Origin of the sequence: Flammeovirga sp. OC4, assembly GCF_000812565.1 — a bacterium.
GTDB lineage: Bacteria > Bacteroidota > Bacteroidia > Cytophagales > Flammeovirgaceae > Flammeovirga.
Genome location: NZ_JTAM01000041.1, coordinates 35,678 through 49,015, shown reverse-complemented (window position 1 = coordinate 49,015; position 13,338 = coordinate 35,678). Strand labels below are relative to the sequence as shown.

The 13,338-nt window shown below is 33.1% G+C and carries 15 protein-coding genes; 12 read left to right on the top strand and 3 right to left on the bottom strand.

Going from position 1 to position 13,338, the window contains the following annotated elements; genetic code table 11:
* Positions 1–35 precede the first annotated feature (35 nt).
* The 4 genes from PL77_RS18980 (at position 36) to PL77_RS18965 (ending at position 2,445) form a co-directional block, all read left to right on the top strand.
* The gene (locus tag PL77_RS18980) at positions 36–422 is read left to right on the top strand and encodes a VOC family protein (protein WP_044208880.1); all 387 of its coding nucleotides are present in this window, start codon (positions 36–38) and stop codon (positions 420–422) included.
* A gap of 10 nt (positions 423–432) precedes the next feature.
* Positions 433–1,206: an AraC family transcriptional regulator gene (locus PL77_RS18975; protein WP_044208877.1), complete on the top strand. Its 774-nt coding sequence runs from the start codon at positions 433–435 to the stop codon at positions 1,204–1,206.
* A 143-nt stretch (positions 1,207–1,349) separates the two neighbouring features.
* Positions 1,350–1,925: a hypothetical protein gene (locus PL77_RS18970; RefSeq protein WP_044208874.1), complete on the top strand. Its 576-nt coding sequence runs from the start codon at positions 1,350–1,352 to the stop codon at positions 1,923–1,925.
* Between the two features lie 142 nt (positions 1,926–2,067).
* Positions 2,068–2,445, top strand: a complete 378-nt coding sequence (locus tag PL77_RS18965; protein WP_044208871.1) for a hypothetical protein — start codon at positions 2,068–2,070, stop codon at positions 2,443–2,445.
* Positions 2,446–2,510: 65 nt separating this feature from the next.
* On the opposite strand, the gene PL77_RS30830 is transcribed toward PL77_RS18965, so the two are convergent.
* Complete coding sequence (locus PL77_RS30830; protein ID WP_052444559.1) at positions 2,511–3,446, bottom strand: type II CAAX prenyl endopeptidase Rce1 family protein; 936 nt, start codon at positions 3,444–3,446, stop codon at positions 2,511–2,513.
* Between the two features lie 117 nt (positions 3,447–3,563).
* Entirely contained in the window at positions 3,564–4,394 is an 831-nt protein-coding gene (locus PL77_RS18955; protein ID WP_044208868.1) for a sulfurtransferase, read from the bottom strand.
* A 225-nt stretch (positions 4,395–4,619) separates the two neighbouring features.
* Between PL77_RS18955 and PL77_RS18950 the strand changes: the two genes are divergently transcribed.
* The 6 genes from PL77_RS18950 to PL77_RS18925 all read left to right on the top strand — a co-directional run bounded on the left by PL77_RS18950 (position 4,620) and on the right by PL77_RS18925 (position 8,667).
* Positions 4,620–5,150, top strand: coding sequence for a DinB family protein (locus PL77_RS18950; protein ID WP_044208865.1), 531 nt, complete (start codon positions 4,620–4,622; stop codon positions 5,148–5,150).
* Between the two features lie 2 nt (positions 5,151–5,152).
* Entirely contained in the window at positions 5,153–5,806 is a 654-nt protein-coding gene (locus tag PL77_RS18945; protein WP_044208862.1) for a bifunctional 4-hydroxy-2-oxoglutarate aldolase/2-dehydro-3-deoxy-phosphogluconate aldolase, read from the top strand.
* Positions 5,806–6,315 (top strand): hypothetical protein, encoded by a 510-nt coding sequence (locus PL77_RS18940; protein ID WP_052444558.1) that lies wholly within the window; start codon positions 5,806–5,808, stop codon positions 6,313–6,315. The genes PL77_RS18945 and PL77_RS18940 overlap by 1 nt, the downstream gene beginning before the upstream one ends.
* 877 nt (positions 6,316–7,192) lie before the next feature.
* The gene (locus PL77_RS18935; RefSeq protein WP_044208856.1) at positions 7,193–7,648 is read left to right on the top strand and encodes a hypothetical protein; all 456 of its coding nucleotides are present in this window, start codon (positions 7,193–7,195) and stop codon (positions 7,646–7,648) included.
* 56 nt (positions 7,649–7,704) lie between these two features.
* On the top strand, positions 7,705–8,013 hold the full coding sequence (locus tag PL77_RS18930; protein ID WP_044208853.1) for an MTH1187 family thiamine-binding protein: 309 nt from the start codon (positions 7,705–7,707) through the stop codon (positions 8,011–8,013).
* Between the two features lie 183 nt (positions 8,014–8,196).
* Positions 8,197–8,667, top strand: a complete 471-nt coding sequence (locus tag PL77_RS18925) for a hypothetical protein (RefSeq protein WP_044208851.1) — start codon at positions 8,197–8,199, stop codon at positions 8,665–8,667.
* Here the strand turns inward: PL77_RS18925 and PL77_RS18920 are convergent.
* A complete protein-coding gene (locus PL77_RS18920) occupies positions 8,664–12,023 on the bottom strand; it encodes a CHAT domain-containing protein (RefSeq protein ID WP_082026627.1) in 3,360 nt (1,119 codons plus the stop codon). The two genes, PL77_RS18925 and PL77_RS18920, sit on opposite strands and share 4 nt — an antisense overlap.
* 152 nt (positions 12,024–12,175) lie before the next feature.
* Between PL77_RS18920 and PL77_RS18915 the strand changes: the two genes are divergently transcribed.
* Entirely contained in the window at positions 12,176–12,703 is a 528-nt protein-coding gene (locus PL77_RS18915) for an outer membrane beta-barrel protein (protein WP_156152431.1), read from the top strand.
* A 37-nt stretch (positions 12,704–12,740) separates the two neighbouring features.
* Positions 12,741–13,313 (top strand): hypothetical protein, encoded by a 573-nt coding sequence (locus PL77_RS18910; protein WP_044208842.1) that lies wholly within the window; start codon positions 12,741–12,743, stop codon positions 13,311–13,313.
* The last annotated feature ends 25 nt before the right edge of the window (positions 13,314–13,338 follow it).

The following is a 13,338-nucleotide window of genomic DNA, read 5'->3' as shown; positions in this document are numbered from 1 at the left end:
GGCTTGGTACTTATCAATCATATAATACAAGTAAGATGAGATTAGAACATATTGCCATTTGGACCAAAGATTTAGAAAGATTAAAAACCTTTTATGTAAAATACTTTGGAATGAAGGCCAACGAAAAGTACATTAATTTAAAGAAAGGTTTTTCTTCCTATTTTCTTTCAATAGATGGGGAAAGTACTCGATTTGAGATAATGCAAACCGATCAACTTGAATTATCCACCGAAGTGAAAGAAAGAATAGGTTTAACGCATTTTGCTTTTGATGTCGGGAGTCAAGAAAAAGTGGATCAGATGACAGCTGCTTTTAGAAAAGAAGGAATCGTTATTGTGGGAGAACCGCGTCTTACCGGTGATGGATATTATGAAAGTGTCCTTTTGGATCCGGATGGAAATAGGATAGAACTTATGGCTTAAAAAGACAGTTTTGATTGATTTAAAATCATATACACCTTTTCAATACTCAGATTTGATAGAAAGAGTCTGGGTATTGGAAAATACTACTGATGATCTTGAAATCTACTCACCTCCAAGTCAGTATATCAATCTCATTATACCTTTATCTGAGGTGAGTTATTCTTATAACAACTCTGTAAAAAATAGCCCACACCTTGAAGGGGTAAGTTTGTCTCCATCAATTCAATTTTACCCTAAAGGTGTTAAACTATTGGGTGTGCGGTTTTACCCTTATGCTTTACAATCTTTTTTTACCTTAGCTCCTAAAGACATTATTAACAAAGTAGTCGACTATGATTTTTCTTTCACCAGTAGGCAAAACTCTCCACTGGAACATGAGATAATCATTCAGCTCTCCTCACAATATAAGCAGGGTAAGTTATCTTCCCTTGTCAAAGATTTTTACTGGAATTTTAGAGGAGAGAACCCTATAAAAACCATTGAGGAGTTTTGCGAATCTAACGCAACGAATTACACCTCACTCCATCGATTATTTTCAAATCAGATCGGTATTTCCCCCAAGAAATTTGAACGTCTCATCAAGTTTAGAAAGGCTTTATGTAATATCATTGATGAAGAAAATCAATTGACAGCCATTGGTTTATCTTCTGGATATTTTGATCAAGCCCATTTTATAAGAGAGTTTAAGTTTTTTGTTGGAAACACACCTTTGTCCTTCAAAAAAGTAATCGAGCAAGCAGATCAGAAGAGCCAAATAATCAACTATAACTTTAGAATTTTATGAATTTCCTAAAAAGTTCATTGAAAAGCCATTTTGGTCTTTTTTAGGTATTCATAATGTCTTTTAAAGGAAATCAGAATAATGTAGTATCACGTTTTTTATACTGAACGTCACAAAACATAATTAAAAACATAATTAAAAACAAAATGAGATACTTCATTCAAAACATTACTTTTATTATTCTTTCATTAGCTATTTTTTCTTCATGTGGAAGTCATGAAGAACTAGGACCAAGTGATGATACTCCAGATTGGGGCATTCCAGTCGACAGTATTCCAGATATTGATATTTCAGATAAAGTAGATGCTAAATATAGAATAGTACACACTTCACGCAATACTGTCACAGTAATGGAGTTTGATATTAGAGAAAATGCAACTACCGGAGCTTACCAAAGTGTTGAGTATAATCCAAAAACACTTACGGTAACAGGAATTAGACATCAAGGCTTTGATGCGAAAGTAGTAATTACTGAAGACCCTTCTGGGGATAATAAGCGATTTAGATTTACTCCTTTAGCAGAAAACCGAATTACTGAGGTACGTGAAAAAGATGATTATGAATGTAAAGAGGTAGTAGATGAACGTGCTTCATCACAATTATCTTTCAGTACGATTGAAAATAATCAAGCCAAAAGAATAAACGATTTTAGTTTTTCATTGTGTAGCTTGACTGATAAAGACATTTACGAATTACACCAAAGTATTCTAGCGGATTTGTAAAAGCGTAAATATTTCAGTTGCTTTTGAACTACCTTTCTTAATTGGAGGGTAGTTTTTTTGATAAAGAGATGTAGTTAATATTAGGTTAAAGCGATCTCAATTTTTTTTTATTAAATTGGCTTGTGAATAAACTGATTAAGATATGTCAACTTTAGAAAAACTAAGAAATCTAAACAGCAACGATCAAGTGGTAAATCATGAGTTTTTATTACATGAAGACCACTATGACTTATTAATGGATCTCGCCGAAGCTGAAACAGACGATGAGGAGGAGGAAATTTTCGAACAAATGTCTGAAGTGCCCAATTTGGCTTATATCGCTTCAATTATTGAATGCTGGGAAAATACAGTAGGTTCTGCAGCAATCAAAAGAGAAATTGATAGGGGATATCAAGTTTCTATGGAAGATAAATCAGAGTTAGAAGAAACAGTTTGTGAGGAGTTGTCCTTAGAGTTTTCTCGATTCACTGTAGAAATTGATGACGAAATTATCCGTGTACAAGTGATCTCAAACGATTAATAATATTGGAATTCAAAGCAATTTAAATACTACAAATTACCCATGCTTAAGGTATGGGTAATTTTTTATAATTGGATATAAGCAAAAAACTCCATCAATAAGGCGATACCAATATGAATAATGATTCCTCCCCAAAGACTTTTTGAATAATAGGCAATCACTCCTAAAATATACCCACCAAAAATAGAACTAATTGCTTCACCCATTGGTTTTCCAAAATGAAAAACAGCATAAGTAATCGCCATCGGAACGACAACATCTTTCCCAATAAATTTTGTTAACCCAAAAATTAAAACGCCTCTAAAAAATAATTCCACGCCAAAAAACTCTAAAGCATAAACGATTTCATAAAATGTAATAAAAAGCTCTTTAGGGAAATGGTAAAGTTTTGCCATCACTTCAGGGTAAGCATACTTTACAAAAGGATAAAATTTTTGAAAGGCGGGTGTAAAAGAAGCACCTATAATAAATGGAGCGATGAGTGCTAATAAAATAAAATAGGGACGAAGGTTTTTAGCCTTCATGGACAAGCCATAAAAGTGAGAAAGTTCTTTTTTATCAAAGAAAAAGTAAAGAAGAATGGCCCCCGTAAAAAAAATGATAACTTTTCTCGCTTTCGAAAATACCTTGAAAAAGTAAACCTTCGTGTAACCATCTAATCCAGCGACTAAATAGTGATGAAAAAAGAAACTTCTCGCAGCTGCTAAAACGATAAAAACAAAAGTCAGCTTTATCCAAAAATCTTTGTTTTGCGTCAGAACTTTCCGATCCGTACTCCAATGAATTATAACTAATACACCCAAATAACCCACTAAATGATAAATAAAAAATGCCACTCCTTTAAGTGGAAAAGAGTTGATGTGATCGATATAACCATCCTCTATGTCAAAATAATAGTTCACACCAATTAGAAAGGCAGCCCATAGGCCAATTAATAGGAATGTAAATGGGCCGTAAAGGTTCTGATGGAAATCTTTGAAGTAAGTAATCAGTTGTTTCATTATCCGAAAAAAATCTATTGAGAAGTTGAAAAAAGAAGATGGAGATATCAATACTTTGTTCCTTGTTTTAAAAAAGCTGAAGAGCAAAGTATTGAAATTTATGGATTCATGATGTGATTAGCTTTTGACAATAGGATTTTCAGATTTTCCCCATTCCGACCATGAACCATCATAAACCGACATGGGTACCTCTATAATTTCTGAAGCAACAAGATGTACAATACAGGCTGTAATACCTGAACCGCAGCTAAAAATCAAATTCTGACCTTGAGGTACCGCAGCATTAAAAATCTTTATTAATTCACCTTCTGGCTTTAGTTTTCCTTCTATGAGTAGGTTTTTAAAAGGAATATTGACGGCATTAGGAATGTGTCCACTCTTCATTCCAGGCCTTGGTTCGTCAACAGTGCCATCAAAGCGTTGCTTTCCTCTTGCATCCACAACGATTTCTTTTTTTGAAGTAATATTTTCCAATACCTCTTCCATAGATTTTATTTTCTGAGGATCAAAATGGGCTTGAAAATCACCTTTTTCAAATGTTGTATTATGATTTTTTGGGACCGTTTCGAAACCATCTTTCAGCCAAGCAGGTAGCCCACCGTTCAACACTTTTACGTTTTCATGGCCCATGGCTTTAAACATCCACCAGGCTCTTGGACTTGAAAACAGACCAATATTATCATAAACGACAATTTTGCTGTCTTTATTGATCCCAAGTTTTTGGCATTCATTTTCAAAGTGGACCGCAGAAGGAAAAGTATTCGGTAATCCACTCGATGTATCGCTAAAGGTATTTTTGATGTCAAAAAAACGAGCCCCACCGATCATTAAATCAGGATATATAGTCGCTAAACCAGCAGCTTTACCATCCTGACTCGCATCCAATAACACAAGGTCCTTGTCTCCTAATTGATCTGATAATTGTTGAGGTGTGATTAGATTTTTCATTTGTAAATTGATTATTGACGAATTTAGGATTGAAGATAATAATATTTCATTTTATACAGCGATCTTACCTCTTAAGAATCTTCGATTGTGATCTATGTTGAACTATGTAGCCCATATTCTACTTATCAAAGTACTTATTTTAAAAGAATTCATTAATTTAGAGATCGCTGAGATTTTTTATACGAAACATGACTCAGTAGATTTTTTATTACAAATAATAATTTTATGAGAAAGAAAGACCTTCCTTTTATGCCTAATTTTTTTGATAGGTATATCAACAAAGTAGATGATAAATTGTCAGTTATAGATGCACTTTCAGAAACGATCGTAAAAATTGATGCTGATTTTGTTGCTGATTTAAAAGCGTTGAAAATGAATGTGTATGCTCCTAATAAATGGACGACACATGAACTCATGCAACATATGATAGATACGGAGAGGATATTGGCCTATAGAGCATTGACAATAGCTAGAGAGGATAAGACAAATTTGCCGGGTTTTGAGGAAGATGATTATGTAATATCAAGTATGGCTAATCATAGAGAGTTGGACGATATGATCAATGAATTTCAAATATTGAGAGTAAATACCATTTCTTTATTCAAAAGCTTTACAGACGATATGTTACAGCATGCAGGTTCTGCTAACGGTAATGAAATCTCTACGTTGGCTTTGGGCTTCACGATTGCAGGGCATCAATTACACCACATGGATATCATTAAAGAAAGGTATTTCCCACTTTTAGAATCAAAATAGAAATGATAGATACATTTTCATCAAGTGCTTTTGAAAGAGCACCTATTATGGGTGTTTTGAGAGGTGTAGATTGGGAAACGCTAAAGAGAATTTTACCATTGTATGAAGAGGCAGGGTTTACCACCTTAGAAATTACAATGAACACACCAAAGGCTGAAGTATTGATCCATAATGCAATCCAACATTTCCCAAATCTAAATATTGGAGCAGGTACGGTTTGTTCGGTACAAGACCTTCAAAAAGCAATGCATGCCGGAGCTAATTTTATTGTTACTCCTATTTTAAATGAAGAGTTATTTGAGAAGTGCAAAACAAGTAACACACCTATTTTTCCGGGTGCATTTACACCTTCTGAGATTTATAAAGCATGGCAACTAGGAGCAAAAGCAGTCAAAGTATTTCCATGTTCTCAATTAGGTCCTAAGTACATAAAGGACATCAAAGGCCCTTTAAATGAAGTTCCACTTCTACCAATGGGAGGAATCAACCAAGACAATTTGTTTGAATATTTCAATATAGGTGTGTATGGAGTAGGAATGGGAGGAAGTGCTTTATTCACTCCAGAACTAATGCTAGAAGGAAAAGAAGAAGAGTTACTAGCGCATTTTAAGAAGCTTTATGCAAAGCTAAAAGAGATCAAAACCATTTTAAAATAATGAACAAAGAACTTCCCTATTATGAAATACCAAAACTTCCCGAAGTAACCAATGCGGCTACTATTTTAAGCAGGTTGGTGGATGGACTTGGTTTTAGGTATCATTGGGCAACAGAAGGCCTTTCTGAAAACGAAATTGAATTTAGACCCGTTGAGTCGAGCAGAAATATGCTAGAATTAATTGGGCATATTTATGATTTGGCTTTTGCTGCTCATAAGGTTTTGACCAATAGTATTTCTGCTAAAAAAGAGTTGTCAAGTTTCGAGGAATACCGTAAAGAAACCTTAGACCTATATTGGGAGTTAGGCCAATATTTAAGAAAAATGGACCCTCAATCCTTAGAAAACCACAACTATAATGGGGCTACACAATCTTTTCCCTTTTGGTATTTAATCAATGGTCAAATCGCAGATGCTTTGACCCATGTAGGACAAGTGGTTAGTTGGAGAAGAATTGCAGGAAATCCTCAGCCAAAAGGCGTAAATGTATTCTTGGGAAAGAAAATGTAGGTATTTGATTTTTAGTATTTTCCTATTTTTCATAGTACGAAATAATTAAAAAAATCAGAAAAAATACTCAAAAATGGTTATTGCGCTGCGTAATACTACTGACTAAATTTGTTTCAACATTTATTAAGTTACAAAAGTAGTTAGAATCCCAATTATTGGGAATAGAAAAACATCACTTCATGAGTGATGTTTTTTTTAAATATAGTTTGAAAGAAAAATTTCCACTTCATATTTCACCAATTCAAATAAATTCCTCCTTACAATTTAAGGTGTTTTGCGACTACACTGTAAACTAAATTATGCATCTCTTTTTATGAAGGGTATATGGTAGTGTATTGTGTTTCGCGAGGATGTTGCAATGTAACATCCATACAGCACAGCATTTTAGAAGATTATTATAAAAAACCTTGCCTTTTTTATGTGTAATGATCCTATCATTTAGTAGTAATGACCTCGGCCTTGAATGGAAAAGCGTTAAGAATTTCATGTATTGAGCCATTAAAAATGATTTTCTTGTTTGATCTTTAGCGAGTTTAAAATCATTTAGGCGAGAGGTATGGAATTAAGCTTTTGACTTTTAAGCCTTGACTTTTTTGCTTCGTTTTTGTGTTAAGACAAAATGAAGAAGAATGAAGTTTGAAAGTAGATCCTATAAATGCTTGCAGAATGGGTCAATTAAAAGTTGTAGTTTACCACACATTAGCTACATTGTTTTATAAAATTATTGAGTGATATTAGTCAGTAAAATTTTATAATGCCTTTAAATTATTCCTAACAACTATTATTCATTAAACTATATAGAATCAATTAGAAAACCCCAAATGTAAAATAGGAGTAAACAATAATGTTAGTATTTAAACTAAATTTTATTATTCTAATGATTTATAAATTAATCGTAACAGCTGGTTTATTTGTTTTTACCCAAAATCTATTTGCTCAAGAAATTGAAGGAATTCAATTAGGAGAACGAGATCAAAAAAGTACTTTTACACAAATCAATGATCAATTATTTCAAGTCATGCCTATTGAGGACGAAGAGACCGATGTTACCTGCGGTGTGATGTACCAACCTGTAAATGAAGATTCACAAATTCCGACTACCCTAACTAAATCGAATATTTCATCTTTTGAAAAGGAGATTACCAAAGAATATGATATCAAGTTTGACAGTGTACTTCACTATGGGGATACGACCATGAAATTCTTCATTCATAAAGAAACTGGGGTGGAATATGAACTGAGTCGTGAAAAAGTGGGGGATGAATATGATATCTTTTTTGTAGTATGGTACGAGAAATTATCTTCCCCCAAAAAATCTAGTCAAATAAAATAGGTTTGGATTCATTATTACTTCTAAATTTGTGCTGAACGTAAAAACAAACACATTTTATGGGAGCTATTATGAATTTTGCGATCTTCCCCATTGACAAGGGAGATCATATTGGTGAATATGTAAGTAAAGTGGTTCAACACATAAAGGAGTCGGGTTTGACTTATCAGTTTTCACCTATGGGTACAGTCATTGAAGCCGAAACAGTTACTGAATTATTGAAAGTAGTGGATGAAGCTTATAAAATTATGGATCCAATTTCAGATCGTATTTATTGTGTCATGAACATGGATTACAACAAGAATAAATCAAATATGATTAAGTCTAAAACGGAATCAATTGAAAAAAGGATTGGTAAAGTTGACTAATGATCTAGAAGGAATCTCAAAATAAGAGGTTCCTTTTTTAATAACCATTTTTTTACACTAGATCACCAGAATTTATACAAAGTAAGGATTCAAATTCCCGTTTCTATTTATAACTCTCATCAAATCATTGCACTCTTCAATAAGGTTTGATGTTTTATTCTTCAATAAATTGTAATTAGGAAAATGGAATTCAATAATCGCTTACTGATTATTCTTGGTATTGTAGGTATTCTTACTGCTTTTAATGCTTGTAGAGAGATTCAACGCTCTACAGATCTAGTTTCAGAAAATGCTCGGAAAATTGAGGATATCTATAATTTTGGGTTTCCAATTGTACTGTTTTATTACAGCCAAAAGGCAAAGAAACAGCAAAATTTAAATTCAAAAGAGTCTGTATTTTCTAACCCTTCTTTAGAAAAAGTAAAGTCTTTATCCCTTGAAGAATTTTTGACAGAACTTTCTTTTATCCTTCAAGAACAGAAATATGCAAAAGATGAAAAAATGCTTCAAAAGATGAGGGAGATAGGTGTCCGTATTGGTAAACCTTTTTCAATGGGAAATATAGGTCCTCTTGAAAGGGAGTATTATAGACAGATACCCTACGAGGTTCAATCTCATTGGCAGAAAAATACACAATTAGGTAAAATATTTTAATTCGTGATGGTAAAAGCTCCCCAATAATACGGGCTGCCAAACTCTTCAAGCATATTTAATTGTGCCATTCGGAAGGCTTCGTTTTTAGACCTTCCACCAATGAAATAACGATAAAAATTGCTCATCAATTTTTGAGTCGCAAAATCATCGACATCCCACAAACTCATGATCATACTTTTGACTCCAGCTGTATGGAATGAAAACTTTAAGCCCAATACTTCTTCGTCATCAAACGAATTTGTGATACCTGTTTTACACGCTGAAAGTATTAAAAGTTTAGTATTGGTGAGATTAAGATTTAAAACCTCATAGGCCGATAGAATGCCATCATTGCCTTCTTTAAACTTTTCATCAAAAGGTTTTGAGCTAAGTTCACTTAATATAAGACCTGATTGAAAGAGTGAACTGTTGATATTTTTATTTGTATTTTGATTAAAAAAGAAGCCGTGAGTAGCAATATGAAGGATGTCAGGTGATGATTTTATGTTTTTAATATTTGTTTCAGTAGCGTTTTCTTGAGTAAATAATTCAACATTCCAATCGTCATTTTTCAAAATAGTACTTATTTGATCTACTTCTTTCTGGGTACCAGGAAGGTCTGATATTCTAAAATTAGAAAGCATTCCTCTGCTATTTTCTACCTTCTTTGAAAAATCAGGGTTCCCCAATAATACTGCTGTTTTTTCTTTGAATTCAATTTGATCATCATCCATCAATTTTGCAGAAGATACCAATGGAACAATAGCATGCGTCTCTAAAATATATTTATCCGTTTTTTTATTCTTAAGTGTGTTGAGGTTTATCAGTCTGTAAATGCCATCATTGATTAGATAAATAGAAGAAGGATTTATTTTAAGTTTATCTATTTTACGTTGAATGGGTGCCCAAAAGAGCTCATAGGTGTCATATTCATGTTCTTCATGAAGTACAAGGGAACGTCTAGAAGTCATCTCACTTAAGTAAGAAGCATAACCCTTTGTTTCTAAAACGTCTGCTTTTTCAAGGGGGATAAATTCAGGCGAGGTACTATTTTTTGAAATCAATAATGCAAAATAATGAGCCTTTTGAGTCGTTTCATAGAGTTGAGCTTTTACAATTTCAATTACAACTTCATGCTCATGCAGTTGGCTTTTAATGTCTTTCCAAGTATAAAGTTTATGGTTTCTTTCATCATCAATTTGAGCCGAGGCTCTGATTAATGTCTTTTCTAAGTTTCCAGCTCTTAAGTCAGTAATAATCCACTCGTTTTGATATTTTTCTTGATCTGATGAAGAGGCAAACTTAAAAGTTGAAATTCTTGACTTCATCAAGTTAAGTTGGGTAAGGTAAGAAGGATAATGATGGTTTCTTCTATTTTGTTGAAAATGATATAATTTTGAATTTCTCTCTTGAGCATCCAACCAATAAAATTGATAATTCATCAATTGAATATCATAAGCTTGAGCAATAAATTTCTCTTTGGTAGAGGCATCACACCTCATTAATAAGTCGTAAAAGATATCAAATGCATACTTCGTTTTTCGGAGGTATAACCTTTTATCGACTTCACTAGCTGATGCAAAATAATCATAATAAAGTGCCGTTCTGTTTTGTATAGCTTGATGAATGGTTTGGTAAGCAAGGTCCCATTTATTTTGAGCAGAATAAAAGTACGCCAGATCACTCAATGCTTTTGAATAAAGAATATGACTTGTTTCTATATGCGATAATATCTTCTTAAAACTTTTTTCGACTCCATCAAATTCTCCTTCTTCTACTTTGATATTCAGTAAATAGGTCTTGACTTTTAATATATCAACTTGATAGTCTGTATACTTTATTTCTTTTCCAATTTCAAGTGCTTTTAGTAAAGTAGTTTTAGCCAACTTTAAATCCTTATTTGCATAATAGGCATGTCCAAGAAAGAGATGAATGATAAAGTTTTCATAAGGTATTACCTCAGGATTGTCCGCTAAAATAGCCTCTAAATTGAGGATGGACTGTTGATAATTATTACTGGTCAGCAAACGAAAAACCTCTAAGAGTTCAACATTAATATTGAATTTCTCATTGCTACTTTTTGATTCATTCAAATATTTTTTCCATTGACCAAGTAGAACTTCTGCTTTATTTAGCCTACCTAAAAGAATTGTCAATCTTATATTGAGTTGTACAGCAAGATGTTCATCATAGGATAAATATTTAGACCCCTGAAGAATGGGGTTGGGAATTTTAGAGAGATGAATTTCAGCTTTATTGTATTCCCCCAACGTCATGGCTCTTTCTGTTTTTACGATGTGAAGTAGCGTATTGTATTCTTCTTTATCAAACGTAATATCCTTGATGTCTTCTAGAGCATCATCTACCTTGTCGTACATCCCGAGTTCAAAATAGCAGTAAGCAAGTTTTACTTTAATTCGGTTGATCTTATCCTTGTTTGTATCGTTGTCATATAGTTTTAGTGTTTTTTGTAAAAGCGGAATGCATTCATGAAACCGAGAAGTATACATCATTATTGCACTTCTTCTGCTGTAGACATCACCCAAAAATTCATTATGATCAGGTAGTATTTGGTTAATCACAGTTTCGTATTCAACATAATGTTTTTCACTGTCCTCAAAGTGTTCTTTAGCGAAATATGCGTTCCCTAAAAACAATATTGTTTTAGCATAAAGCAAAGTAGATCGGTGATCAATGGATTCCAGTTTACTTTTGATTTGATGAAGGTTTTCTAATGCAAGATCTTCTCGGGCTGTTTTAAAATAGAGTTTATTGAGATAAAGCTCCATAAATAAATAACGGCCATAATATTCAGAAACGGTAGTCATACTACGACTGATTTTGATCGCCTCGTTAACCTTCTTTTCTGCTACTATATAGCGTTTTTGTTTGTAAGCATATATGCCTTCATTAAAAAGCAGATTTGCGTAACTAATATTATCCTTTCCAATACTTTTTTGATGTACTTCATTGACTTCCTTCAATAAATGATCAATGCTCTCTAATTCATTGAGTTTTAGTTTGGAGTAGATATAAAAATTTAATGCTATTCCATAGTCAGGGTAAAGCCAACCTGTATTGTCTTCAATAATTTTTAATACACGCTCTAAGTACTCATTCCCTTTTTTATATTTTTCTAGAAAAATACAAACCTTTCCAGCATTCATAAGTGGAATTACGAGTTCAATTGGATGAGTATGATGAAGCTCAGCTTCTTCGAGTTGCTGAAGTACAATTTTCTTTTCTTCACTTAAGTTGCCATTCAAATAGAATGCTCCTAACGCATTGGTTTGCATGGATTCTTGTCCCCAAAGTGTATGGAAGAATAGGCATTGAAAAATAACGTAAAAGAAGAGTTGAAAATAAATTTTATTCATAGAGCATGAAAAAGATGTGTTGATCCTGTTAAGATAATCGTTTTTTGATCAAAGGTAGCTGTTTTTTTAAAATAAGCATTTCAAAAATAGAGTTTAAGAATAATGTCACTCGATAACAGTGAAACATTCATTATTCAAATAACACTATAACAATGAAAATTAGAATTACACTTTTGATTTTAATGTCAGCAATAGTTCATTTTGCTAAAGCTTCAGACGTAGAATTGGGGAATATTAAAAATTCAGATGGAGCAATTGATAAAACCTACTTATTCCAAACGCCACAAGGGACAATTGATATGAATGGTGGTAAAAAAGGAAAAATTGAGTTAGGTCTTCGTTTTCTTTCAGATGTTGGTATTGATATGACTTACAATTTGAATAAAAACAGACTACACTTCACGGGTACCTTTACTCATAACTTCCAATTGGCAATGTATTATGATTGGATGTTTAATGTAAGTTCAGCGCCTGGCTTGTCAGTGTATGGAGGTGCTGGTATGGCGGTTCGTTTTGAAGACTGGTCTCCGTTTGGTCTAGGAGGTAATCTTGGTGTACAATATGCATTTTCGGGTGCTCCAATAGCTGTAGGTTTTGATTGGAGACCTACTTGGTGGTTGGCGAATCATTCTCATTTTGATGCAGGAGACTTTGCACTTATGGTAAGATTTCAATTCTAATTGAGTGGTTTTGAAAAAGTTTTTAATAGCTCTTATAATGATCACTTTTGCGATCTGTTCCTATAAAATATATGAGAAACAGTATGTAGCTCAAAGTACAACCACTTTAATGGTGGATATACAATCTACGGGATTAGAAAGTAAAGATGGGCAGGGTAATATACATCAAGCATTTATGGATTTTGACTCGATTTGTGTCAACATTATTTCTTTTCAATTACCTATTAATAACGACACACTTTATCATAGGCCATCTTCAAAACGTAGCATTGACTTGTTGAGTTTTGTGTCAAAAGATACCGTTTTATGGGAGGATATTTTTGTAGATGTAGGTGAAATTGGGCGGCTTGCAACATTAACAATTAAACAAGAAGGTAATTATTTGGTAGATCATACCGGAAACAAATATAATCTAAGGGTAGATAATCCTTCTTTTGATTTTGAATTGTATTCCGATAACGATATAAAAAATGGATCTTCCTATGGTATCAAGTTAGACTTCTTACACAGCGTACAAGTCCTACAAAATAGTGAGGGACAATTTACCCTTTCACAGAAAGAAAGTAAAAGTTATCAAAACGGATTAATGTTCTTGTATAAGGTTCAATAAAACGTTTTAACCTAAGATTGATAAA

What these genes read in the sequence shown, in the direction of transcription:
- PL77_RS18980 (WP_044208880.1), top strand. Translation starts at nt 36, where the DNA reads ATGAGATTAGAACATATTGCCATTTGGACCAAAGATTTAGAAAGATTA.
- PL77_RS18970 (WP_044208874.1), top strand. Translation starts at nt 1,350, where the DNA reads ATGAGATACTTCATTCAAAACATTACTTTTATTATTCTTTCATTAGCT.
- PL77_RS18965 (WP_044208871.1), top strand. Translation starts at nt 2,068, where the DNA reads ATGTCAACTTTAGAAAAACTAAGAAATCTAAACAGCAACGATCAAGTG.
- PL77_RS30830 (WP_052444559.1), bottom strand. Translation starts at nt 3,446, where the DNA reads ATGAAACAACTGATTACTTACTTCAAAGATTTCCATCAGAACCTTTAC.
- PL77_RS18955 (WP_044208868.1), bottom strand. Translation starts at nt 4,394, where the DNA reads ATGAAAAATCTAATCACACCTCAACAATTATCAGATCAATTAGGAGAC.
- PL77_RS18950 (WP_044208865.1), top strand. Translation starts at nt 4,620, where the DNA reads ATGAGAAAGAAAGACCTTCCTTTTATGCCTAATTTTTTTGATAGGTAT.
- PL77_RS18945 (WP_044208862.1), top strand. Translation starts at nt 5,153, where the DNA reads ATGATAGATACATTTTCATCAAGTGCTTTTGAAAGAGCACCTATTATG.
- PL77_RS18940 (WP_052444558.1), top strand. Translation starts at nt 5,806, where the DNA reads ATGAACAAAGAACTTCCCTATTATGAAATACCAAAACTTCCCGAAGTA.
- PL77_RS18935 (WP_044208856.1), top strand. Translation starts at nt 7,193, where the DNA reads ATGATTTATAAATTAATCGTAACAGCTGGTTTATTTGTTTTTACCCAA.
- PL77_RS18930 (WP_044208853.1), top strand. Translation starts at nt 7,705, where the DNA reads ATGGGAGCTATTATGAATTTTGCGATCTTCCCCATTGACAAGGGAGAT.
- PL77_RS18925 (WP_044208851.1), top strand. Translation starts at nt 8,197, where the DNA reads ATGGAATTCAATAATCGCTTACTGATTATTCTTGGTATTGTAGGTATT.
- PL77_RS18920 (WP_082026627.1), bottom strand. Translation starts at nt 12,023, where the DNA reads ATGAATAAAATTTATTTTCAACTCTTCTTTTACGTTATTTTTCAATGC.
- PL77_RS18915 (WP_156152431.1), top strand. Translation starts at nt 12,176, where the DNA reads ATGAAAATTAGAATTACACTTTTGATTTTAATGTCAGCAATAGTTCAT.
- PL77_RS18910 (WP_044208842.1), top strand. Translation starts at nt 12,741, where the DNA reads ATGATCACTTTTGCGATCTGTTCCTATAAAATATATGAGAAACAGTAT.